A 22,302-nucleotide genomic window follows, 5' to 3' on the forward strand; every position below is an offset into this window, starting at 1 on the left:
GCATAATCGCCTGGACTTTCGCCTGAAACTTCGCAGCCTCGTGCGGGGTCGGTTGCCAGTCCTTCCCCGGAGTTCCTGCATGCGTCTTCCCCTGTTCCTGATGCTTGTCCTCTGCGGCCTGCCGGCGTTTGCCCAGGACGTTGAAAAGGAAACCCCAGCCGCCGCCTCCAGCGACGACCCCGATGCCGCCGAGTCGGTGCCCTCCAAGGTGCCGCTGGACGAGATCCGCCGCTACGTGGCGGTGTTCAACGCGGTCAAGGAAGCCTACGTGGTGCCGGTGGACGACAAGAAGCTGATGCACTCGGCCATCAGGGGCCTGCTGCTGGACCTGGATCCGCACAGCACCTATTTCGACAAGGAAGATGCCGCCGCCTTCGACGAACAGGCCACCGGCGCCTACGACGGCGTGGGCGTGGAGCTGCTGCAGCAGCCCGACAACACCTTGCGGGTGATTGCGCCCATCGACGACACGCCGGCGGCCAAGGCCGGCATCAAGGCCGGCGACGTGATCGTGGCCATCGAAGGCAAGCCGATCAGCGCCGAAGGCGGCATGGAGCCGTTGCGCGGCGCGCCGGGCAGCAAACTCACCCTGACCCTCATCCGCGAAGGCAAGCCCAAGCCGTTCGACGTGACCCTGGTCCGCGAAACCATCCGCGTGGCCAGCGTGCGCAGCCGCATGCTGGAGCCCGGCTACGGCTACCTGCGCATCAGCACGTTCCAGGCTGACACCGGCGCCGATTTCCAGCGCAACCTGGACAAGCTGCAGGCCGGCGGCAAGCTCAGCGGACTGGTGCTGGACCTGCGCAGCAACCCCGGCGGGCTGTTGGTGTCAGCGGTGCAGGTGGCCGATGACCTGCTGGACAAGGGCAACATCGTCACCACCCGCGGCCGCATCGCGGTCAGCGATTCTAAATTCGATGCCACCCCGGGCGACCGCCTGCAGGGAGCGCCGCTGATGGTGCTGGTGGATGCCGGTTCGGCCAGCGCCGCCGAGGTGCTGGCCGGCGCGCTGCGCGACAACAACCGCGCCCGCGTGATCGGCAGCCGCACCTTCGGCAAGGGCTCGGTGCAGACCGTGCTGCCGCTGGACAACGGCGATTCGGTGAAACTGACCACCGCCCGCTACTACACGCCCAGCGGCAAGTCGATCCAGGCCAGCGGCATCGTGCCCGACGTGGTCCTGAAGCCCGAAGCGGCCAAGGACGCGGCCACGCCGTTCGATTACAGCGAAGCGGCGCTGCCGGGCCACCTGCGTGGCGACGAAGAAGGCGCCGAAGGCTACCTGGCCGGCGACGTGCTGGAGGGCGACAAGCCGATCGATGCGGCGCTGGCGGAGTTGAAGAAGAAGCTGCCGGTCACCACCCAGGCCGCGCGCACGACCGCTGCCAAAAAGAACTGAGCGACCTGCCGCGGCTGCGGCCGCGTCGCGGTGGCGGACTCAGCGCGGCTTGGCGGGCAACGGGAACGGGGTGACCACGCGCTCGCCGCTTTCGGCATCACGGATCACCGACTGGCCTTTGCGCTCGACTTCCTCGATGCGCACGATGCTCTGCATCGGCAGGTGCAGGACCTTGGTACCGGCGAACTCCTCGCGCAGGCGTTCTTCGGTCGGATCCACGACGATGCCGTCATGCACGTCGAACACCAGTTCACCGACCTCGGTGAAGCCCCACAGGCTGCTGGCGGCGACATGGCGGCCATAGAGCTCGTAGACCTTGCCGTGGTTGAGGAAAGTGATCTTGTAGAGAAGCTTGGCCATGGCGTGATTATAGAGCGGCCGGATCACCCGCTTCGTCGGCGGTAGTGGGCGGACCCGCACCGCCAGGCCGTCTGCTCCTCTGAATCGCAGCCCGTTCCGGTCACGCGGCCCTGCGGCAATGACGAGAAGCTTGCACGGAAGACGGCCACCAGGCGCGATCGCGTGCGCGCAGGCTCGGGAGGTTGTGTTCAAGGTCGCGGGGGCTGCGTTCAAGGTCGGGAAGCCTGCGTTCAAGGTCGCCGAGGCTGCGTGCAGGGTCACGGAGCCTGCGTTCAAGGTCGTCGAGGCTGTGTGCAGGGTCAGTCAAGGAGCCCGCGTTCAAGGTTGCCGAGGCTGCGTGCAGGGTCATCGAGCCAGTGTTCAAGGTCGCCCAGGCTGCGTGCAGGGTCGCCGAGGCTGCGTTCAAGCTCGCAGAGTCTGCACTCAAGGTTGCGGAGCCTGCGTTCAAGGTCCGCAGGCTGGACGCGGTCGCTTGCGAGCCAAAGCGGTTTTCCCTTTCCAGGCCGCAACGCGGCCGACTTCACCCTTCACAGCGTGCGCAGCACGCGGCTTCCCCGCGATCAATAGCCCTGGCGCTTGCGCAGCCGCCGCGCGATGGCCGCACGCACGAACAACGCGAACACCACGCCGAACAGGAAGCCGGCGATGTGCGCCGACCACGCCACCGCGCCGAAGGCCGGCCCGATGTAGGCGAAGATCACCTGCAGCAGCGCCCAGATGCCGATCAGCAGCGACGCGGGCGCCTTCACGAACTCCAGGAACAGCCCCAGCGGCAACACCACCCCCAGCTTGGCGCGCGGGAACAGTGCCAGGTAGGCGCCGATCACCGCCGAAACCGCGCCGCTGGCACCGATGATGACCCGGTCCGGCGCGCCGATCGACAGCGCGGCGGCCAGGTTGGAAAACGCGCCGCCCACCAGGAACAGCAGCAGGAAACGCCAGGGTCCCATGCTGCGTTCGGCGGGCAGGCCGAAGATCAGCAGGAACACCAGGTTGCCCAGCAGGTGGGCCCAGTCCGCGTGCAGGAACAGGGCGGTGAACAGGCGCAGCGCGCTGCCGTCGCGCACGCCCGAAATCCAGGCCTCCGGCGCGGACAGCCCACCCGACAGCGCGCCCCAGTTCAGCATCAGGCTGCTGTGGGTCGCCGCCGGTCGCATCGCCACCCACAGGAAGGCGATCCACAGGGTGGCGAACAGGGTCGGGGTGGCCCAGCGCAGGGCCGGTTTCTTGCGGGAAGGAAGCGAAACGAACATGGACGGAATGCGGGGGCGGGGGAGTGGACTGCGGGGACAGGCTGGCACCTTACGGCCTTTCACCGCTCATCCAAACCGCACCCTGTTCAGCATGTAATGTTAGTAACTAGTTAATCCGCAAGGTATAGTCCGATACGGTGTCGTATGTCGGGAGGGACTTCCGGCGTGCGGGCGGGCCCTGGCCGGGCCTGATTCGCGCGACCCATGACAAGTGGTTCCCAGTCCTCCGGAGAAAAATTTCATGCAGTACGCAACCCGACTCATCCAACTTTCCGCCCTGGCCTTCGGCATCGCCGGCGCCCTGGCTGCTGGCAATGCCAGCGCCGAAGCTTTCCACCTGAAAGAAAACAGCGTCAAGGCGGCCGGCCGTGCCTTCGCAGGCGCAGGTTCCGCCCAGGGCGACACCTCGGTGGTCGCCAACAACCCGGCGGTCATGTCCACCTTCGAACGCACCACGGCCCAGGTCGACGCGACCCTGATCGACCTGTCGTTCGAGTTCAGCGGCGGCGGCACCGACGGCCTCGGCAATCCCTTGAAGGGCGGTGATGGCGGCGACGCGGGCGGCCTCAACCCGGTGCCGGCGATGTCCATCGTCAAGCCGCTGACCGGTGGTTTCGAAGGCCTCACCGTGGGCGCCATGGTCAGTGCGCCGTTCGGCCTGGCGACCGACTACGACAAGGACTGGGTAGGCCGCTACCACGCCCTGGAATCGGACGTGCGCGTGGTCGACCTGACCCTCGCCGCCTCGTTGAACCTGGGCGAGAACTTCTCGGTCGGCGCCGGCCTGATCATCGAACGTGCCGACGTGACCCTGTCCAATGCGATCGACTTCGGCACCGGCATCTGCAAGATCGCCGCGGCGTTCTGCGCTCCCGGCACCGGCATCGGCCCGCAGATGAACGACGGCATGGCCACCATCGAAGGCCACGACACCAACCTGGGCTGGATCGCCGGCGCCAACTGGCGTCCCATGGAGAATCTCTCGATCGGCTATTCGCATCGCTCCGAGGTGGACCACGAGGTCAATGGCAAGGCCGACTTCGAAGTGCCGACCAGCGTCGCCGGTTTGCTGGCCCTGGGTGCGCCCGGCCAGTACCAGGATGGCAAGGGCGGCGCCAAGCTGACCCTGCCCAGCGTCGATACGGTCAGCGTGACCTGGCAGGCCACCGACCGCCTTGCCCTGATGAGCGAATACCAGCGCACCGATTGGCAGTCGCTGCAGGAAATCCGCATCACCTTCGACAATCCCGCCCAGGCCGACAGCGCCGAGGATTATTCGTGGAAGAAGGCCGACTTCTATTCGCTGGGTGGCGAGTACAAGTTCAGCGATACGCTGACCTTGCGCGCCGGTGCCGGTCGTGACAGCTCGCCGGTCAGCCGGCCGCACCGCACGCCGCGCCTGCCCGACCAGGATCGCAACTTCTACGCCGTCGGCGTGACCTGGGCTCCGAGCGAGCATTGGGAAGTCAGCGGCAACTACACCCGCGTGCAGCTGGCCGACGCACCGGAAGTGGCGATCGCCGCCGGCGCCAGCGGCCAGGGCGCGTTCCTGAGCGGCAGCTACGACGGTGGCGCGGACCTGTACGGCATCTCGGCGCAGTACAAGTTCTGATCGGCCTTCGGTCCTGATCGAAAAAACCCCGCTTCGGCGGGGTTTTTTTTGACCTGGGCGCTGGCGAATGCGGCCAGCGCCGCCTTGCGAAGGCCTGCCGGGTCAGTCGCCCAGGGTCAGCAGCGAGGCATTGCCGCCGGCAGCCGTGGTGTTGACGGTGACCGTCTTCTCGGTGGCAAAGCGCGGCAGGTAGTGCGGGCCGCCGGCCTTGGGGCCGGTGCCGGACAAGCCCTGGCCACCGAACGGCTGCACCCCGACCACCGCACCGATCTGGTTGCGGTTGACGTAGACATTGCCCACCTTGACCCGCGCCGCGATGCGGTCGATGGTCTCGTCGATGCGCGAATGCACGCCCAGGGTCAGGCCGTAGCCGGTGGCGTTGATCGCATCGATCACCTGGTCCAGCTCCTCGCCCTTCCAGCGCACGACGTGCAGCGCGGGGCCGAACACTTCCTTCTGCAGCTGGTCCAGCGACGCCAGTTCCCAGGCCCCGGGTGCAAAGTAGGTGCCGTGCGCCACTGACGAATCGACATGCGCGCGCCTGATCAGCTTGGCCTCGCTGTCCATGCGCTGCGCATGGTCCTGGAGGATCTGCAGGGCGTCGGCGTCGATGACCGGACCGACGTCGGTGGACAGCAGGCCGGGATCGCCGACCTTCAGTTCGTCCATCGCGCCGGCCAGCATGCCGATGACCTTGTCGGCGATGTCTTCCTGCACGAACAGCACGCGCGCGGCCGAGCAGCGCTGGCCGGCCGAGGTGAAGGCCGAACCGATCGCATCCTTGACCAGTTGTTCGGGCAGCGCGGACGAATCGGCGATGAAGGCGTTCTGGCCACCGGTCTCGGCGATCAGCACGCCGATGGCCGCGTCGCGCGCGGCCATGGCGCGGTTGATGGCGCGCGCCGTGTCGGTGGAGCCGGTGAACGCCACGCCCGCCACGCGCGGGTCGCGGGTCAGGGCCGCACCCACCACGGCGCCATCGCCGGGCAGGAACTGGACCACGTTTTCCGGCACGCCGGCTTCATGCAGCAGCTTCATCGCCGCGTGGCCGATCAGGTTGGTCTGTTCGGCCGGCTTGGCGATCACGCTGTTGCCGGCGGCCAGGGCCGCTGCCACCTGGCCCAGGAAGATGGCCAGCGGGAAATTCCACGGGCTGATGCAGACGAACACGCCGCGGCCATGCAGCTGCAGCTCGTTGGATTCGCCGGTCGGCCCGGGCAGGCGTTCGGGCGCGCCGAACTGGGCGCGGGCCTGGGCCGCGTAGTAGCGCAGGAAATCCACCGCCTCGCGCACTTCGGCCACGCCATCGGGAATGGTCTTGCCGGCTTCCTTCACGCACAGGGCGATGAATTCGGGCATCCGCGCTTCCAGCAGGCTGGCGGCATGCTCGAGGATCGTGGCGCGGCCCGCGGCAGGCGTGCGGTCCCAGCCGGGTTGGGCGACGACCGCGTTGTGCAGGGCTTTTTCGACGATTGCCGCATCGGCCGCGTGCCATTCGCCCACGACCTGGCGGCGGTCGGCCGGATTGGTCACCGGCAGCGCACGCGTGGACAGCACCGCGCCCGGCACCAGCGGCGCCGCGCGCCAGCCGTGCGGGCCGGCCTGCAGGAAAGCGGCATTGATCTGCTCGGCAAGCACGCGCAGTTCCTGATCGTTGGCGAGGTTGGCGCCCATGGAGTTCTTCCTGTCGGTGCGCAGGCCCGGGGCCTGGTTCTGGAAAAGTTGCACCGGCAGCGGGATGCGCGGATGCGGGATGGAATCGAATGCGGCCACCGTGTCCACCGGGTCGCGGATCAGGTCGTCGATGGCGACCTTTTCGTCGGTGATGCGGTTGACGAAGCTGGAGTTGGCGCCGTTCTCGAGCAGGCGGCGGACCAGGTAGGGCAGCAGGTCCTCGTGCGAGCCGACCGGCGCGTACACGCGGCAGGGGATGCCCAAGCGGTCCGCGGGCACCACTTCGGCATACAGGTCGTCGCCCATGCCGTGGAGTTTCTGGAATTCAAAGCCCCTCTCCCGTCGGGAATCGAAGCCGCCTCCAGCGGCTGAGGGTTGGGGTGAGGGTACGGCGCGAGCGTCAGCAGTTGGATGCTCCGTACCCTCATCCGCCCTGCGGGCACCTTCTCCCAAAGGGAGAAGGGACAGCTGTTGGATCGCCGCAATCGTCTGCGCGTTATGCGTCGCGAACATCGGATACAAGGCATCGATGTTCGCAAACATGCGCCGCGCATTGGCCAGGTAGGACACGTCGGTATTCGGCTTGCGGGTGAAGACCGGATAGCCCGGATGGCCTTCGACCTGCGCGCGTTTGACTTCCGCATCCCAGTACGCGCCCTTGACCAGGCGCACGGGCATGCGCCGGCCCACCCGGCGGGCCAGGTCGGCGAGGAAGTCGAGCACGTAGGGCGTACGCTTCTGGTAAGCCTGCACGGCCAGGCCGTAGCCTTCCCAGCCGTCCAGCGACTTGTCCGAAAAAGTCGCCTCGATCAGGTCCAGCGACAGCTCCAGGCGGTCGGCTTCCTCGGCATCGATGGTGAAGCCGATGCCATAGCCCCTGGCCAGCTGCGCCAGCTCGAGGATGCCGGGTGCCAGCTCGGCCATCACCCGTTCGCGCTTGGCGTGTTCGTAGCGCGGGTGCAGGGCGGAGAGCTTGATCGAGATGCTGGGGGCGGCGAAGACATCGGAGAAAGGCCCCGTCTTGCCAATGGCGTGGATGGCCTTGCGGTAGGCCTCCAGGTAGCGCGCGGCATCCTTTGAAGTCAGCGCGCCCTCGCCCAGCATGTCGAAGGAATAGCGGTAGTTGGCGTTGTCGCCCTTGCGGCTGCGGCCCAGCGCCTCGGCTATGGTCCGGCCCATCACGAACTGGTGGCCCATGATGCGCATGGCCTGGCGCACGGCCAGGCGGATCACCGGCTCGCCCACGCGGCCGACCAGGCGTTTGAAGGCGCCGCGCACGTCGTGGCGGGTCAGGTCGTTCAGGCTGACCAGCTTGCCGGTCAGCATCAGGCCCCAGGTCGAGGCATTGACCAGCACCGAGTCGCTTTCGCCCATGTGCTTCTTCCAGTCCGCATCGCCCAGCTTGTCGCGGATCAGCTTGTCGGCGGTGTCCTGGTCGGGAATGCGCAGCAGCGCTTCGGCCACGCACATCAGCAGCACGCCTTCCTCGCTGCCCAGATCGTACTGGCGCATGAAGGCCTCGATGGCGCCCTGGTCGTGCGCGCGGCTGCGCACGCGTCGGACCAGATCGGCCGCCAGCGCCTGGGCCTGGGCCTGTTCGGGTGGCGGAAGACGCGCCTGGCCCAACAGTTCGCGCACGTGTTCAGTTTCATCGCGCATCCATGCCGCGGTGATGGCCTGGCGCAACGGGGACGCGTCAGCGGGCATTTCCGGGGAAAGCATGGAAGTGGCCAATGGCGGCACGACAGCCGCGCCAGCGGGCAGGGTGGTCATAAGGGCGTGCGCATGAGGCTGGGAGCCCGCTAGTGTAGAGGCTGCGCTGTCGGCATAGCACCGTCGCGGCAGCCGATCCGCATGAGCGCCGGGTCCCGGACAGGCGCTGCGGTTGCCCTGCAAACCGCGGTCGCGGTGGTCGGCAACTGCATTGAAGCTTGCCGCTGGGGGGTGCGGAGGCTACCATTTGCCGGGTTTCCTGCGGCCGCAAAAGCGCAGTTGGCGACATGATCGAAGTGGTTCCGTCCTTCCCGATCGGGCATGGCGCGCGGCTCAGGCTGCGACCGCCCCGGGCGATGACGGCCGCGCAGTTCAGGGCGCTGTTTGCGGTATTGGCAGGGTCGATGTGGTTGGTGGCAGTCGCTGGCTGGTTGGGCGGCAATGTGTTTGCGCCGGCGTTCGCGCTGTTGCACAGCGCAATCGTGGCGGCGGCTTTGCGCTGGTTGTGGCGCAGCGGTGAGCGCAACGAGTGCATCAACATCGATCCGCAGATGGTTGAAGTCAGCCGCACCAGCGAAAACGGTGTGCTGGCGCAGTCGGTATTCCGGGCGCATCCCTGTTGGGTGCGGCTGCGTATCGAAGAGGATGGCGAGAGGATTTCGCTGGCCTCCAGCGGCAGGCAGGTCCAGGTGGGCAACTTCCTGGGACCGGCCGAACGCAGGGAGCTGGCGCGGCAGTTGCAGGATTTACTGGCGGCAGCAGGCCGCTACCGATGACGCACAAGGGTCTAGGCAATGATGCAAGCAAATGGTTTCTTCAAGCGGGTCACGCAGCGCTCCATGGTTGCGGCCTGTGCACTGCTGGCCCCGGCGATGGCCTGGGCGCAGTCCGCTGACCCCAAGCCCTGGCAGCTGAACATGGGGCGGGGCGTGACCAGTTCCTCCCAGCACGCCTACGACGCGCACATGATCGCGCTGTGGGTCTGCGTGGTGATCGGCGTCATCGTGTTCGGCGCGATGGCCTATGCGATGTTCAAGTTCCGCAAGTCCAAGGGCGCGGTCGCCGCGCAGTTCAGCCACAACACCACGGCCGAGATCATCTGGACGGTCATTCCGATCCTGATCCTGGTGGTGATGGCCTGGCCGGCCACGGCCAAGCTGATCGCCATGTACGACACCCGCGATTCGGAAATGACGGTGAAGGTCACCGGCTACCAGTGGATGTGGAAGTACGAGTACCTGGGCGAGGACGTGCAGATCACCAGTCGCCTGGACCGTGAGTCCGACCGCATGCGCCAGAGCGGCGCCAAGCCGACGGTCGCCTCCAATCCCCATTACCTGCTGGATGTCGACAACCAGCTGGTGCTGCCGGTCAACACCAAGATCCGTTTCGTGATCACCGCCGATGACGTCATCCACGCCTGGTGGGTGCCGGCCCTGGGCTGGAAACAGGACGCGATCCCCGGAATCATCAACGAGGCCTGGACCGACATCCAGACCCCCGGCATCTACCGCGGCCAGTGCGCCGAACTGTGCGGCAAGGACCACGGCTTCATGCCCATCGTGGTGCGCGCAGTCTCCAAGCAGGAGTTCCAGGCCTGGCTCGCCGAACGCAAGCCGGTAGCGCCTGCCGCTGCACCGGCCGCGCCGGCGCCTGCCGCTGCCGCGCCTGTCGAGGCTGCGCCGGCTGAAGCCGCGCCCCTCGACGCTGCACCGGCCGCCGCTCCCGATCCCGTCGCCGAACCTGCCAAGGCCTGATCACGTCGAACCCGACGTCGTTCCGTTCACGCCAGTCCGCATTCGCCAAGCCCATATCGATTTTTTGAGGTAACACCCCATGGCCTATTCCGAAGTCGCCCACCATGACGATCACGGCCACAAGCAAGGTTTCTTTGAGCGTTGGTTCTTTTCGACCAACCACAAAGACATCGGCACGCTGTACCTGATCTTCAGCTTCATCATGTTCATCATCGGCGCAGCCATGTCGGTGGTGATCCGGCTGGAACTGATGACCCCGGGCCTGCAGTTCGTGAAGCCCGAGTTCTTCAACCAGATGACCTCGGTGCATGCGCTGGTGATGATCTTCGGCGGCGTCATGCCGGCCTTCGTCGGCTTGGCCAACTGGATGGTGCCGCTGCAGATCGGCGCGCCGGACATGGCCCTGCCGCGCATGAACAACTGGTCGTTCTGGATCATGCCGTTCGCCTTCACCCTGCTGCTGATGACCCTGGTCCTGCCAGGTGGCGCGCCCGCCGGTGGCTGGACCCTGTACCCGCCGCTGTCGCTGCAGGGCGGCTACAACGTGGCTTTCACCGTCTTCGCCATCCACATGATGGGCATCAGCTCGATCATGGGCGCGATCAACATCATCGCCACCATCCTCAACATGCGCGCGCCGGGCATCGACCTGCTGAAGATGCCGATCTTCTGCTGGACCTGGCTGATCACCGCGTTCCTGCTGATCGCGGTCATGCCGGTGCTCGCCGGCGCGGTGACCATGCTGCTGACCGACAAGTTCTTCGGCACCAGCTTCTTCAACGCGGCCGGCGGCGGCGACCCGGTGATGTACCAGCACATCTTCTGGTTCTTCGGCCACCCCGAGGTCTACATCATGATCCTGCCGGCGTTCGGCATCGCCAGCGAGATCCTGCCGACCTTCAGCCGCAAGCCACTGTTCGGCTACCAGGCCATGGTCTACGCCACCGCGTCGATCGCGTTCCTGTCATTCATCGTCTGGGCCCACCACATGTTCACCGTGGGCATGCCGCTGGGCGGCGAGATCTACTTCATGTTCGCAACCATGCTCATCGCCATTCCCACCGGGGTGAAGGTGTTCAACTGGGTCAGCACCATGTGGCGCGGCTCGCTCAGCTTCGAGACGCCGATGCTGTGGGCCATCGCCTTCGTGATCCTGTTCACCATCGGCGGGTTCTCCGGCCTGATGCTGGCCATCGTGCCGGCGGACTTCCAGTACCACGACACCTATTTTGTGGTCGCCCACTTCCACTACGTGCTGGTCACCGGCGCGCTGTTCGGCATCATCGCCGCGGTGTACTACTGGTGGCCGAAGTGGTCGGGCCGCATGTACAGCCAGTTCTGGAGCAAGTTCCACTTCTGGTGGAGCATCGTGTTCGTGAACCTGCTGTTCTTCCCGCAGCACTTCCTGGGCCTGGCCGGCATGCCGCGCCGCATCCCGGACTACAACCCGGTGTTCGCCGACTGGAACCTGATCAGTTCGATCGGCGCCTTCGGTATGTTCGCCACGCCGTTCCTGATGGGCGCGATCCTGTGGCACTCGCTGCGCAATGGCGCCAAGGCAGAAGCACGTGCCTGGGAACATGCACGTGGCCTGGAGTGGACCGTGCCGTCGCCGGCGCCGCACCACACCTTCACCACCCCGCCGGTCATCCGTCCGGGTGACCTGGCCCATGACGACGTCACCCACTGAATCCGATGACCGCGCCGCTGCCCCCTGCTGATGACCTCGCCGTGCGCCGCAAGCGCGCGGCGCGCATGGCGCTGGTGATCGGCGCCATTGCGTTGGCGATCTACATTGCCTTCATCGCGTCCGGCGTCGTGGCGAAATGAGCAAGGGAAAATCCAACTCGGCGGGCCTGTTCAAGCTGCTGGGCGTTTCGCTGGCGGCCTTCGCCTTCACTTTCTCGCTGGTGCCGCTGTACCGCATCGCCTGCGAAAAAGTCTTCGGCATCCGCCTGGAGCGTGTGGCCGGCCAACAGGGCGAGACCCAGGCGGCCGCGCTTGCGCCGAAGGCGCGCACGGTCACCGTGCAGTTCGATGGCGGCGTGAATTCGAAACTGCCGTGGGCCTTCCACCCCGAGCAGCTGACCATGCAGGTGGTGCCGGGCGAATTGAACGAGGCGCTGTACTTCGCGCGCAACGACAGCAAGGACACCATCGTCGGTTCGGCCGTGCCTTCGGTGGCGCCGTCGCGCGCCTCGGGCTACTTCACCAAGACCGAGTGCTTCTGCTTCACCGCCCAGACCCTGCAGGCCGGTGAGAAGCGCGACATGCCGGTGCGCTTCATTGTCGACCCCAACCTGCCGGCGGACGTGAGCACCATCACCCTGTCGTATACCTTCTTCAAGAACGACGCCCTGACTGCCCGCCTGGGCACCGCCAGGGTTTCGCCTTCGCCGCTCGCGGCTCCGTAGACACCACCAGATCAGCAACAGGAAAGACTCCGCCATGGCCCAAACGCATTCGCCGGACGCCACCGCCTACTACGTACCACACCACAGCAAGTGGCCGTTCGTGGGTTCCATCGCCATGTTCACCACCATGTTGGGCGTCGCCAGCTGGTTGAACGAGACGGCGTGGGGCCAGTGGATGTTCTTTGCCGGCCTGGTGATGCTGCTGGCCACGCTGTTCATGTGGTTCGGCGACGTGATCCGTGAATCAGTCAGTGGCCACTACAACAAGCAGGTCGATGTCTCGTTCCGCATGGGCATGGTCTGGTTCATCTTCTCCGAAGTGATGTTCTTCGGCGCGTTCTTTGGTGCGTTGTTCTATGCGCGCAACCTGGCGCTGCCGTGGCTGGGCGGTGCGGGCGACGGCGTGATGACCAATGCGCTGTTGTGGGACGGCTACAGCGCGGCCTGGCCGACGGCGGGCCCGGCCAGCGTCGGTGGCGCCTTCCAGACCATCCCGGCCTGGGGCCTGCCCCTGCTCAATACGCTGATCCTGCTTTCCTCGGGCATCACCCTGACCATTGCCCACCACGCCCTGAAGGCGTCCAACCGCAAGCAGGTGCTGATCTGGCTGGGCCTGACCGTGGTGCTGGGCTGCCTGTTCCTGTTCTTCCAGGGCGAGGAGTACATCCACGCCTACAAGGAGCTCAACCTGACCCTGGGTTCGGGCATCTACGGTTCGACGTTCTTCATGCTCACCGGCTTCCACGGTGCGCACGTGTTCCTGGGAACATTGATGCTGGCCATCATGTGGCTGCGCGTGCTCAAGGGCCACTTCACCAAGGACAGCCACTTCGCCTTCGAAGCCGCCGCCTGGTACTGGCACTTCGTCGACGTGGTCTGGCTGGGCCTGTTCCTGTTCGTCTACGTGCTTTAAGGGCGAGTGAAGTGGCCTGCTGCGCAGGCTGAAATGGCAAAGTCGGCGGCGATGCCGCCTGCAAAGGTTGGATTTGCAGGCCGCGTAGCGGCCGACTTTTCTGTTTACGACGCCGCAGGCGCGGCTTCGACGCTTATCAGCCGCCGATACCGTGCGGCTTGATCACACCGGTATAGATCCCCAGCGCCACCAGCAGGATCAGGGCCACCGAGAACGCGATGCGCCGGGTCAATGCATTGACGGTGCGCTTGCTCTGGCCCTTGTCGACCAGCAGGTAATACAGGCCCGCCCCCAGGTTCCACAGGATCACGATCAGGAACGCAATGATGAGCAGGGTTTTCAGCGAATCGTTCATGACGGCAGCTTCCGGCGACAGGTGTGCATTATCGCAGGCAAGGGCGCGAACCGCATGAGCCGGCCTACCGGCAACCTGTTCGGCTGGGCGCTGGCATTGCTGGGCATTGCACTGTTCAGCAGCCTGGGCGTCTGGCAGCTGGATCGCGCGCGGCAGAAGGAAGCAATGCTGGCCGAGGCGAAGACGGTGCTGTCCGCGCGGCTTCCGCTGGCATTGTCGGCAGCGTCCGATCCCCTCCGTGCGACCGCCCATGACTGGGCGCAAGGCCGCGGCCACTTCACTTCCGCCCCAGCCGTGCTGCTGGACAACCAGGGGCATCAGGGCCGTCCGGGCATCCGCGTCTTCCGCGTGTTCCAGTCCGACGGCAATGCCGTGCCCTTGCTGGTCGACCTGGGCTGGCTGCCGCTGCCCGGTGATCGGCGCCTGCCTGCCATCGGCAATTGGCCGGGCCCACGGTCCTTGGCCGGCCTGCTGGCGCCGCCTCCTTCGGCCGGCATCGCCAGTGCGGTGGCAGTGCCGCAAGCCGATGGCAACCTGCTGGTGACCAGCCTGGACCGTGCCTTGCTGGCCGATGCACTGAAACTGCCCGCGCTTGCGCCGCGCATCCTGCGCCTGGACCCCGCCATCGGTATTGGTTACGCGCGTGATCTGGAGATGCTGCCCAATACGCTGCCACCGGAACGGCATCTGGGCTATGCGGTGCAGTGGTTCGGACTGGCCATTGCGGTGTTCATCACCGCGCTGGTGCTGACGCTGCGCACGCACCGGCGACGCCAGCACGCTGCGCGTGAGAAAATAACGCCATGAATTCCGATCCCCGTCTGTCCACCTCGCCCGATCCCTCCCAGGTGCGGCGTGGCCGCCTGATCCTGGTCCTGATCTTCCTGCTGTTTTTCGGCACCATAGCCGCCGCCGGCATCCTGCGTTTCAGTGGCTGGCAGCCTCAAGGCACCAAGGTGCATGGGGAAATGCTGCGCCCGGCCGTGGATGCGCGCGCGGTGGTGCCGAAGCTGGCGTCCGGTGGCAACTATGCCTGGCAACCGGCCGAACGCATGTGGCGCATCGCGGTGGCTCCGCCGGCTTCCTGCGCCGCTGTCTGTACCCAGCTGGCCAGGGACCTGGACGTGGTCTGGCAGTTGTTCGGCAACAAGGCCGACCATGTGGAAATCCTCTGGATAGGCACCTTGCCCGCGGGCGCGCCAGCCACCGCGGCGCGGCGCGTGTTGCAGCCCACCCCGGAATTGATGCGTGCGCTGCCACGCGTCGACGATCCGGCCGGCATCCCCGTGTATGTCATCGATCCCAACGGCTTCGTGATCCTGCGCTATGCGCCCGGTACCGACCCGGGGTTCATCCGCACCGATGTGGCCAAGCTGCTGAAGCTGATCTGATGAACCTGCTCGCACGTCCCTCGGTATACAAACATTTCCATCGATTCGCCTGGCTGGCCGTGACGCTGACGCTGTGTGTGGTCGTGTTCGGGGCCTTCGTGCGCCTGTCCGACGCAGGCCTGAGCTGTCCCGACTGGCCCACCTGCTATGGCCGCGCGGCCTGGCCACACGCAGACAGCGACGTGAGCGACCATGTTGCCAGTGACGTGCGTCCCTTCGAAACGCACAAGGCCTGGCGCGAGCAGTTCCATCGGCACCTGGCCGCTTCGCTGGGCCTGCTGGTGCTCTTGCTGGCGGTGCTGGCCGCCCGCAAGCGCCGCTACGGCATCGCCCAGATCGCAACGGCCGCGCTGCTGGTGGCTGCCGCGATCCCGCTGTACATGCGCGGTGAGCACGCCGCGGCTTCCGGCCTGGCGATCACCGGCGAAGCAATACTGCTGTTCGCCGCATTGCGCTGGTCGAACATCGATCTGGCACGCACCGCGGCACTGACCCTGGCCGTGATCATCTTCCAGGCCCTGCTGGGCATGTGGACGGTGACCTGGCTGCTGAAGCCCATCGTGGTGATGGGTCACCTACTGGGCGGACTGACCACCTTTGCGTTGTTGACCTGGATGGCATGGCGGGCGATCGATCGCCCGATCATCGTGGGGGAAGCGATCGCACTGAAGCGCTGGGTCAGCGCCGGCCTGGTGTTGCTGGGCCTGCAGATCGCGCTGGGCGGCTGGGTCAGTGCCAACTACGCGGCGCTGTCGTGCGGTGCCGGCAGCTGGTCGGCCGACAATTTCCCCAAATGCGTGGGCCAGTGGTGGCCGCCGCATGATTTCCGCGAAGGCTTCGTGCTGTGGCGTGGCGTCGGCGTGGACTACGAAGGCGGCGTGCTGGATGGCGCCTCGCGCATCGCCATCCAGATGGCGCATCGCATCGTCGCCATCATCCTGGCCCTGTACCTGCTCGTCTTCGGGTTGCGGCTGCTGCGCACGCCGGGCATGCGTGGCTGGTCAACCGCGCTGATCGTGCTGGTGCTCACCCAGGTGTCGCTGGGCATCCTCAACGTCAAGCTGGCCCTGCCGCTGCACGTGGCAGTGGCGCACAACGCCGGCGCCGCGCTGCTGCTGTTCGTGCTGGTTTCGCTGCTCGCGCGCCTGCGCAGGCCGGAATGAACAGGTCCGTCTTCCGGCAGTACTGGAGCCTGACCAAGCCGCGCGTGGTGGCACTGATCGTGTTCACCGCGCTGGTCGGCATGCTGCTGGCCGTCGACGGCATGCCCGATGCGCAGCAGTTGAAGCACGGCGCACTTGGCTTCCTGGGGATCTGGCTGGCGGCGTCCAGCGCCGCGGCGATCAACCAGATCCTGGATGCGCGCATCGACGCGAAAATGGCGCGCACCTCCTGGCGCCCGCTGGTGGTGGGCGACCTCAAGCCCTGGCAGGCGCTGGTGTTCGCGCTGGTGCTGGCGGCGGCCTCGATGACGGTGCTGGTGCTGTGGGTGAACACCATCACCGCGGTGCTGACTTTCGCCTCGCTGATCGGCTATGCGGTGGTCTACACCGTGTTCCTGAAACGGGCCACGCCGCAGAACATCGTCATCGGCGGGGTGGCCGGGGCGGCGCCGCCGCTGCTGGGCTGGGCTTCGGTCACCGGCATGGCCGGCGAATGGGACTGGCCGTACGCGCTGTTGCTGGTGCTGATCATCTTTGTGTGGACGCCGCCGCATTTCTGGGCCCTGGCCATCTTCCGTCGCGACGACTACGCGCGCGCGCTGGTGCCGATGCTGCCGGTCACCCATGGGGTCACCTACACGCGCTGGCAGATCCTGTTCTACACCGTGTTGCTGGTCGAAGTGACCGTGCTGCCGGTGATCTTCGGCATGAGCGGGCTGTTCTACCTGGGCGGCGCGCTGGTGCTGGGCGCGGTGTTCCTCTGGTACGCCTGGCGCCTGCTGGATCCGCCGGACGAGTTCTTCCCGATGCGGGTGTTCAACTACTCCATCGTCTACCTGATGGCGCTGTTCGCCTTCCTGCTGGCCGACCACTGGCTGATGCCCTGGCTGCAGCCCGCGACCTGACTGAAGTTGCCGGCCGCGAAGCGGGGCATCCGCGATTTTCGTGGTATACGTTTGCTGAATCATCTTCTGCTTGGCGTCCGCCGCATGGCGGTGACAATCCCGTGCGGGGAGCAGACCGTGAGCTGTCACAGCGTCGCTTCCAGTCCTCTGGCGACGAGCCTGGTCCACGCCTGTTCACGCGGAAGGAAAACTTGAATGAGCGGTCCGGACCCCGGTATCCCTGCCAGGCGCGATGGGGCCGAAGGCAGCATGGAATTCCAGCGCCAGAGCGCGCTGCTCAAGACCGGGGCCCTGCAGGACGCGATTTTCAACAGCGCCTACTTTTCGAGCATTGCCACTGACGAGAAGGGCGTCATCCAGATCTTCAACGTAGGCGCCGAGACCATGCTCGGATACGCCGCGGCGGACGTGGTCAATCGCATCACCCCGGCGGACATCTCCGATCCGCGGGAACTGATCGCACGCGCGGCCGCCCTGAGCCTCGAGCTGGACACACCCATCACGCCAGGGTTCGAGGCACTCGTGTTCAAGGCCTCGCGCGGCATCGAGGACATCTACGAGCTGACCTATATCCGCAAGGATGGCAGCCGCTTCCCGGCCATGGTGTCGGTGACCGCACTGCGCAACGCGGGCAACGAAATCATCGGCTATCTGCTGATCGGCACCGACAACACGGCGCGCAAGCAGGTGGAAGCGGCGCAGGCATTGCTGGACCAGCGGCTGCGCGACCAGCAGTTCTATACCCGCTCGCTTATCGAATCCAATATCGACGCGCTGATGATGACCGACCCACAAGGCATCATCTCCGACGTGAACCAGCAGATGATCCAGCTGACCGGGCGCACCCGTGACGAACTGATCGGCGCGCCCTGCAGCAACTTCTTCACCGATCCGGCGCGCGCCGACGCCGCCATCCAGCGCGTACTGACCGAGAACAAGGTCAGCAACTACGAGCTGACCGTGCGCGCGCGCAGCGGCGAGGAGACGGTGGTTTCCTACAACGCCGCCACCTTCCGCGACCGCGACCGCAAGCTGCAGGGCGTGATCGCCGCGGCGCGCGACATCACCGAGACCAAACGCTTCGATCTTGCGCTGCAGGAAAAGAACATCGAGCTGGAGCGCGCCAGCCGCATGAAGTCCGAATTCCTGGCGACCATGTCGCATGAGCTCCGCACTCCGCTGAACGCCATCATCGGGTTCTCCGAAGTGCTGAAGGACGGATTGATCGGGCCGATGAGCGAAACCCAGCAGGAATACACGGGCGATATTTTCACCAGTGGCCAACACCTGCTTTCGCTGATCAACGACATACTGGATCTGTCCAAGGTCGAAGCCGGGATGATGGCGCTGGAGCTCGAAGCGGTCGACGTGGGCAGCCTGCTTGCAGACAGCCTGGCCATCGTCCGGGAGAAAGCCGCGACCCAGCATGTGCAGCTGGAACTGCGGGTCGATGATGCCCTGGGCATCATCCAGCTGGACAAGCGCAAGACCAAGCAGATCGTCTACAACCTGCTTTCCAATGCGGTGAAATTCAGCGCCAATGGCGGGACCGTCATCCTCCGCGCGCGTCGCGTGGCACGCAGTGCGGTGGGCCTGCAGTCGGGCAACTGGCCGGTGCACGGCTTCGCGCTGCCGGACAACAACCACGGCGAGTTCCTGGAAATCTCGGTGTGCGACAACGGCATCGGCATTTCCCGCAACGACATGGCCAAGCTGTTCCAGGCGTTCAGCCAGATCGACAGCAGCCTGGCGCGCAGGTTCGAAGGCACCGGCCTGGGCCTGGCGATGGTCAAGCAACTGGCCGAACTCCACGGCGGGGCCGTTGCGGTAGCCAGCGCGGAGGGCGAGGGCGCGCGATTCGCCGCCTGGCTTCCCCTGCTCGAGGCCGAGGGCGTGGACCCGCCCGCAGCGGTCAACGACATGGTCGTGGCAGCGGAAGCCGGCGCCAGCACCGGGCGCGTCGCCCTGGTGGTGGAAGACGACGACCTGGCAGCGGACCTGGTGCGGCTGTTGCTGGAGAACGAAGGCTTCACGGTGCTGCGCGAGGCCAGTGCCGAAAGCGCCCTGCTGCGGGCGGCCGGACAACCCTTGAGCCTGATCACCCTGGACCTGCAGTTGCCGGGAATGGACGGTTGGGAGTTCCTGGACCGGATCCGTCACGACCCTATCCTGGCCCACGTTCCGCTGGTCATCATTTCCAGCCTGGCCGATACCAGCATCGCCGTGACCCGCGGCGCAGCGGCGGTCCTGCAGAAGCCGATCAGCCGGATCCAGTTGAAAGCCTCGCTGGCCGCCATCGGACTGCACCCGTTGCCCGAACGCATCCGCACCGTGCTGGTGGTGGACGACGATCCCAGGGCCAGCGACATGATTGCCGCGCTACTGCCGGCACCGGCCTACTCGGTGGTGCGCGCCGACAGTGGCGCCCAGGCCATACAGCAGGCCCGGCGACTGCGGCCAGACCTGATCCTGCTCGACCTGATGATGCCCGAGGTCAGCGGATTCGACGTGGTCGAGGCCTTGCAGCGCGACCGTGAAACCGCACGCATACCGATTCTGGTGGTGACGGCCAAGGACATCACCGCCCTGGATCGTGCCACCCTGAATGCCCACAGGGAGCGGGCTGTTGGTATTGTGGAGAAAGCCGGGTTCAACCGCGCCGGCTTCCTTGCCGAGGTGCGGCGCGCGTTGCAGCCAACCAGCGAAGGAGTCGCATGAGCAAGGTGCTCGTCATAGAGGACAATCCGGCCAACATGAAGCTGGCGCTGCTGCTGCGCAATGCGGGTCATTCGGTGCTGTGCGCGGCCGACGCCGAGAACGGGTTGATGCTTGCGCGTGCCGAACGCCCCGACCTGATCCTGATGGACATACAGCTGCCCGGCATGGACGGCCTGGCGGCAACCGCGTTGCTGAAGCAGGACCCCGCGACGTCGGCTATTCCGGTACTGGCACTGACTGCGATGGCGATGAAATCCGACCGGGAGAGGATCCGCGTCGCCGGCTGTGACGGCTACATCGCCAAGCCGCTGCGCTACCAGGAGCTGTACGCAGCTATCGACGGTTTACTGAGCGCAATGCCGCGCCTCGCTGACAAGGCCGGACCGCGCGGGGACACGGGGCAGGAGGCCACGCCGCCATGATCCCCGAAGACCCTGCGCGCGCCCGGAGGCCAGCAAAACAGAGGCGGATCCTGGTCGCCGAAGACAATGCGATGAACCAGAAACTGATCCTGCGCCAGCTGACATTGCTGGGTTTTGACGCCGACATCGCGGCCGATGGATGCGAGGCGCTGGCGTCGTGGCAAGGTGGCCACTATGGGCTGCTGCTGTGCGACCTGCACATGCCACGAATGGATGGTTTCGAACTGGCCATGGCCATTCGTGCGGCAGAGCAGATTCACTCGGGCCAGGGTCTGCGCACCCCCATCATTGCCTTGACCGCCAGCGCCCCCCGGGAAGAGTCTGATCGCTGCATTGCGGCGGGCATGGATGGTTACCTGGGCAAGCCACTGCAGCTGGCCGAGCTCAAGGCGTTGCTGCAGGACTGGTTGCCCGATGTGGCGGACACTCTCCCGGCCCTGAGCGCCGACGCATGGCCCGCACGCGACGACGCCTCGGTGGACGTGAGCGTGCTCCAGGCGTTGATCGGCCCGGACCCGGAAACCAACCGGAAGCTGCAAAGGCAGTTCCAGGCCAGTGCGGCGGAAATCGCGAGCAAGCTGGGTCGCTACTGCCTTGGGGGTGAATCCCGGTTGGCGAGCGAGCAGGCGCACAAGCTCTGCTCGGCGGCGCGAGCGGTGGGGGCACTGGCCCTCGGCGCGCTCTGTGCCGAGCTGGAAACAGCCGGGAAGGAAAACGATGCCGCCGCCCTGGCGCGGCTCTGGATATTGTTCGAACGCGAACTGCAGGCGGTGAACAGCTTCCTCGACACGTTGCCACGCCCTCCACCCGAGGGCAGTCGCAACGACGGGGCGGCAGCGGGCAGCATCGGCGTGGGCTCCTGATGGACAAATCGGCGCTCAGGATTCTGGTGCTTGACGACGAGCCTTTCATGCTCCGGTTGCTCGCACAAATGCTGGACAGCCTGGGATTCACCTCGGTGGCGACCTGCGAAAGCGGAGCAAGCGCGCTGCAGCAGATTGGGACCGCGCAGCGACCCGAGTTGATCCTGATGGATCTGAACATGCCGCACATGGATGGCGTGGAATTCGTCCGCAAGCTTGTCGAACATGGCTACCGCGGCAGCCTGTTGCTGATCAGCGGCGAGGATGAGCGGGTCATGCAGATGGCCGAAAAACTGGTCCAGGCCCACCAGATCACTGTGCTTGGACATTTGCCCAAGCCGGCTTCGCGCGAAGCGCTGGCGGCCGTGCTGGAGACGTGGCGCCCCGGATATTCCGTGCCATTGCCGGCTCGCAAATCCTACGACCAAACCGAGTTGCGCCATGCCATCGAGCGTGGACATCTGGTCAATTATTATCAACCCAAGGTCGTGGTTGCGACCGGCGCGGTTGCCGGGGTCGAGACACTGGTGCGCTGGCGACATCCTCAGGACGGGCTGGTCTTTCCCGACCAGTTCATTGGCATCGCCGAACGACACGGGCTCATCGACGAGCTGACGCGTTTGGTCCTGGCCGGCGCACTGGCCCAGGCCCGCCGCTGGCGCGGACAGGGGCTGGAGCTGCATGTCGCAGTCAACGTCTCCATGGACAATCTCTCATCGGTCGGGTTCGCCGATTTCGTGGCCGCTACGGCGCTCGCTGCAGGGCATGCGCCACAGGACCTGATACTGGAAATCACGGAAGGCAGCCTGATGCAGGACCTGCGCGCGCCGCTGGAAACCCTGACCCGGCTGCGCATGAAGCGCTTCCGCCTGTCCATCGATGATTTTGGTACCGGGCACTCCTCGCTATCGCAGCTGCGCGACATTTCCTTTGACGAACTCAAGATCGACCGCGGCTTCGTGCATGGGGCCCTGCACGACAAGACTGCACGTGCGATCTACGACGCCAGCCTGGGCTTGGGCCGCAAGCTGGGCATGGAGGTGGTAGCCGAAGGCGTGGAGGACAACGAGGACTGGGAACTGCTGCACCTGACCGGCTGCGAGCTGGCGCAGGGGTATTTCATCGGTCGGCCCATGCCCGCGTCTGAACTTCCCGGGTGGATCGCCTCGTGGCAGGGCCGCCTGAGTCACGGGCAACTGGTCGGCCTGCACGGCGAAGGCTGAGCGGCCCGCACCGGTCCGCCAGCCGTCGCAGTTTTCGCCACAGCTCAGGGCAGCAGGTGCTGCTGCCAGAAGCGCATGCTGGCTGCGCCGAAGTAGTCGCTGTTGACCTTCTTCCTGAAGCCATGCCCGTCATCGGCATACGCGCGAGTCGTTGCGCCCCGGGCCAC

General features: G+C 66.0%; 20 protein-coding genes and 1 pseudogene. 16 read left to right on the plus strand and 5 right to left on the minus strand.

The features are described from left to right. Positions 1-79: 79 nt before the first annotated feature. Positions 80-1,390 (plus strand): annotated as a pseudogene (locus DT603_RS08980) (S41 family peptidase); the annotation flags it as partial. A gap of 48 nt (positions 1,391-1,438) precedes the next feature. On the opposite strand, the gene DT603_RS08985 reads toward DT603_RS08980, so the two are convergent. Then, positions 1,439-1,759 (minus strand): DUF1820 family protein, encoded by a 321-nt coding sequence (locus tag DT603_RS08985; RefSeq protein ID WP_162349545.1) that lies wholly within the window; start codon positions 1,757-1,759, stop codon positions 1,439-1,441. A 560-nt stretch (positions 1,760-2,319) separates the two neighbouring features. Further along, positions 2,320-3,012 (minus strand): rhomboid family intramembrane serine protease, encoded by a 693-nt coding sequence (locus DT603_RS08990; protein WP_162349546.1) that lies wholly within the window; start codon positions 3,010-3,012, stop codon positions 2,320-2,322. Positions 3,013-3,253: 241 nt separating this feature from the next. On the opposite strand from DT603_RS08990, the gene DT603_RS08995 reads away from it, so the two are divergent. Beyond that, entirely contained in the window at positions 3,254-4,624 is a 1,371-nt protein-coding gene (locus DT603_RS08995; RefSeq protein WP_162349547.1) for an OmpP1/FadL family transporter, read from the plus strand. A 102-nt stretch (positions 4,625-4,726) separates the two neighbouring features. Here DT603_RS08995 and putA read toward each other — a convergent pair whose 3' ends face one another. Continuing rightward, positions 4,727-8,020, minus strand: coding sequence for a bifunctional proline dehydrogenase/L-glutamate gamma-semialdehyde dehydrogenase PutA (gene putA / locus DT603_RS16070; RefSeq protein ID WP_246191730.1), 3,294 nt, complete (start codon positions 8,018-8,020; stop codon positions 4,727-4,729). Between the two features lie 278 nt (positions 8,021-8,298). Here putA and DT603_RS09010 point away from each other — a divergent pair, with 278 nt between their 5' ends. From DT603_RS09010 to DT603_RS09030, 6 genes are all read left to right on the plus strand, one after another. Further along, positions 8,299-8,787, plus strand: coding sequence for a DUF2244 domain-containing protein (locus DT603_RS09010; RefSeq protein WP_162349683.1), 489 nt, complete (start codon positions 8,299-8,301; stop codon positions 8,785-8,787). 18 nt (positions 8,788-8,805) lie between these two features. Beyond that, positions 8,806-9,768, plus strand: a complete 963-nt coding sequence (gene coxB / locus DT603_RS09015) for a cytochrome c oxidase subunit II (RefSeq protein WP_162349548.1) — start codon at positions 8,806-8,808, stop codon at positions 9,766-9,768. Positions 9,769-9,847: 79 nt separating this feature from the next. Continuing rightward, on the plus strand, positions 9,848-11,458 hold the full coding sequence (gene ctaD / locus DT603_RS09020) for a cytochrome c oxidase subunit I (RefSeq protein ID WP_162349549.1): 1,611 nt from the start codon (positions 9,848-9,850) through the stop codon (positions 11,456-11,458). A gap of 5 nt (positions 11,459-11,463) precedes the next feature. Beyond that, a complete protein-coding gene (locus tag DT603_RS16205; protein ID WP_281350910.1) occupies positions 11,464-11,598 on the plus strand; it encodes a hypothetical protein in 135 nt (44 codons plus the stop codon). Then, entirely contained in the window at positions 11,595-12,182 is a 588-nt protein-coding gene (locus DT603_RS09025; protein ID WP_162349550.1) for a cytochrome c oxidase assembly protein, read from the plus strand. Before DT603_RS16205 ends, DT603_RS09025 begins: the two co-directional genes overlap by 4 nt. Positions 12,183-12,216: 34 nt before the next feature. Next, the gene (locus DT603_RS09030) at positions 12,217-13,095 is read left to right on the plus strand and encodes a cytochrome c oxidase subunit 3 (protein WP_162349551.1); all 879 of its coding nucleotides are present in this window, start codon (positions 12,217-12,219) and stop codon (positions 13,093-13,095) included. Between the two features lie 136 nt (positions 13,096-13,231). Here the strand turns inward: DT603_RS09030 and DT603_RS09035 are convergent, their stop codons facing one another. Continuing rightward, positions 13,232-13,450 (minus strand): twin transmembrane helix small protein, encoded by a 219-nt coding sequence (locus DT603_RS09035; protein WP_093289811.1) that lies wholly within the window; start codon positions 13,448-13,450, stop codon positions 13,232-13,234. 54 nt (positions 13,451-13,504) lie between these two features. Between DT603_RS09035 and DT603_RS09040 the strand changes: the two genes are divergently transcribed. The 8 genes from DT603_RS09040 (at position 13,505) to DT603_RS09075 (ending at position 22,135) form a co-directional block, all read left to right on the plus strand. Continuing rightward, positions 13,505-14,257, plus strand: coding sequence for an SURF1 family protein (locus DT603_RS09040; RefSeq protein WP_162349552.1), 753 nt, complete (start codon positions 13,505-13,507; stop codon positions 14,255-14,257). Next, a complete protein-coding gene (locus tag DT603_RS09045) occupies positions 14,254-14,841 on the plus strand; it encodes a hypothetical protein (protein ID WP_162349553.1) in 588 nt (195 codons plus the stop codon). The genes DT603_RS09040 and DT603_RS09045 overlap by 4 nt, the downstream gene beginning before the upstream one ends. Next, a complete protein-coding gene (locus DT603_RS09050) occupies positions 14,841-16,004 on the plus strand; it encodes a COX15/CtaA family protein (RefSeq protein WP_162349554.1) in 1,164 nt (387 codons plus the stop codon). Before DT603_RS09045 ends, DT603_RS09050 begins: the two co-directional genes overlap by 1 nt. Then, a complete protein-coding gene (locus DT603_RS09055; protein WP_162349555.1) occupies positions 16,001-16,909 on the plus strand; it encodes a heme o synthase in 909 nt (302 codons plus the stop codon). The genes DT603_RS09050 and DT603_RS09055 overlap by 4 nt, the downstream gene beginning before the upstream one ends. Positions 16,910-17,104: 195 nt before the next feature. Beyond that, positions 17,105-19,627: a response regulator gene (locus DT603_RS09060; protein WP_162349556.1), complete on the plus strand. Its 2,523-nt coding sequence runs from the start codon at positions 17,105-17,107 to the stop codon at positions 19,625-19,627. Beyond that, positions 19,624-20,049 carry a response regulator gene (locus tag DT603_RS09065; RefSeq protein ID WP_162349557.1) on the plus strand — a complete coding sequence of 142 codons (426 nt, stop codon included), beginning with the start codon at positions 19,624-19,626 and terminating at the stop codon, positions 20,047-20,049. The genes DT603_RS09060 and DT603_RS09065 overlap by 4 nt, the downstream gene beginning before the upstream one ends. Next, the gene (locus tag DT603_RS09070) at positions 20,046-20,912 is read left to right on the plus strand and encodes a response regulator (RefSeq protein WP_281350911.1); all 867 of its coding nucleotides are present in this window, start codon (positions 20,046-20,048) and stop codon (positions 20,910-20,912) included. The genes DT603_RS09065 and DT603_RS09070 overlap by 4 nt, the downstream gene beginning before the upstream one ends. Continuing rightward, the gene (locus tag DT603_RS09075; protein WP_162349559.1) at positions 20,912-22,135 is read left to right on the plus strand and encodes an EAL domain-containing response regulator; all 1,224 of its coding nucleotides are present in this window, start codon (positions 20,912-20,914) and stop codon (positions 22,133-22,135) included. Before DT603_RS09070 ends, DT603_RS09075 begins: the two co-directional genes overlap by 1 nt. Positions 22,136-22,179: 44 nt before the next feature. Here the strand turns inward: DT603_RS09075 and DT603_RS16210 are convergent, their stop codons facing one another. Beyond that, positions 22,180-22,302: a hypothetical protein gene (locus DT603_RS16210; protein ID WP_281350912.1), complete on the minus strand. Its 123-nt coding sequence runs from the start codon at positions 22,300-22,302 to the stop codon at positions 22,180-22,182.

Source organism: Pseudoxanthomonas gei (assembly GCF_010119615.1).
Lineage (GTDB): Bacteria > Pseudomonadota > Gammaproteobacteria > Xanthomonadales > Xanthomonadaceae > Pseudoxanthomonas_A > Pseudoxanthomonas_A gei.

Excerpts from the sequence above, each read along its gene's own strand:
- DT603_RS08985 (WP_162349545.1), bottom strand. The coding sequence starts at position 1,759 with ATGGCCAAGCTTCTCTACAAGATCACTTTCCTCAACCACGGCAAGGTC.
- DT603_RS08990 (WP_162349546.1), bottom strand. The coding sequence starts at position 3,012 with ATGTTCGTTTCGCTTCCTTCCCGCAAGAAACCGGCCCTGCGCTGGGCC.
- DT603_RS08995 (WP_162349547.1), top strand. The coding sequence starts at position 3,254 with ATGCAGTACGCAACCCGACTCATCCAACTTTCCGCCCTGGCCTTCGGC.
- putA (WP_246191730.1), bottom strand. The coding sequence starts at position 8,020 with ATGCTTTCCCCGGAAATGCCCGCTGACGCGTCCCCGTTGCGCCAGGCC.
- DT603_RS09010 (WP_162349683.1), top strand. The coding sequence starts at position 8,299 with ATGATCGAAGTGGTTCCGTCCTTCCCGATCGGGCATGGCGCGCGGCTC.
- coxB (WP_162349548.1), top strand. The coding sequence starts at position 8,806 with ATGATGCAAGCAAATGGTTTCTTCAAGCGGGTCACGCAGCGCTCCATG.
- ctaD (WP_162349549.1), top strand. The coding sequence starts at position 9,848 with ATGGCCTATTCCGAAGTCGCCCACCATGACGATCACGGCCACAAGCAA.
- DT603_RS16205 (WP_281350910.1), top strand. The coding sequence starts at position 11,464 with ATGACCGCGCCGCTGCCCCCTGCTGATGACCTCGCCGTGCGCCGCAAG.
- DT603_RS09025 (WP_162349550.1), top strand. The coding sequence starts at position 11,595 with ATGAGCAAGGGAAAATCCAACTCGGCGGGCCTGTTCAAGCTGCTGGGC.
- DT603_RS09030 (WP_162349551.1), top strand. The coding sequence starts at position 12,217 with ATGGCCCAAACGCATTCGCCGGACGCCACCGCCTACTACGTACCACAC.
- DT603_RS09035 (WP_093289811.1), bottom strand. The coding sequence starts at position 13,450 with ATGAACGATTCGCTGAAAACCCTGCTCATCATTGCGTTCCTGATCGTG.
- DT603_RS09040 (WP_162349552.1), top strand. The coding sequence starts at position 13,505 with ATGAGCCGGCCTACCGGCAACCTGTTCGGCTGGGCGCTGGCATTGCTG.
- DT603_RS09045 (WP_162349553.1), top strand. The coding sequence starts at position 14,254 with ATGAATTCCGATCCCCGTCTGTCCACCTCGCCCGATCCCTCCCAGGTG.
- DT603_RS09050 (WP_162349554.1), top strand. The coding sequence starts at position 14,841 with ATGAACCTGCTCGCACGTCCCTCGGTATACAAACATTTCCATCGATTC.
- DT603_RS09055 (WP_162349555.1), top strand. The coding sequence starts at position 16,001 with ATGAACAGGTCCGTCTTCCGGCAGTACTGGAGCCTGACCAAGCCGCGC.
- DT603_RS09060 (WP_162349556.1), top strand. The coding sequence starts at position 17,105 with ATGAGCGGTCCGGACCCCGGTATCCCTGCCAGGCGCGATGGGGCCGAA.
- DT603_RS09065 (WP_162349557.1), top strand. The coding sequence starts at position 19,624 with ATGAGCAAGGTGCTCGTCATAGAGGACAATCCGGCCAACATGAAGCTG.
- DT603_RS09070 (WP_281350911.1), top strand. The coding sequence starts at position 20,046 with ATGATCCCCGAAGACCCTGCGCGCGCCCGGAGGCCAGCAAAACAGAGG.
- DT603_RS09075 (WP_162349559.1), top strand. The coding sequence starts at position 20,912 with ATGGACAAATCGGCGCTCAGGATTCTGGTGCTTGACGACGAGCCTTTC.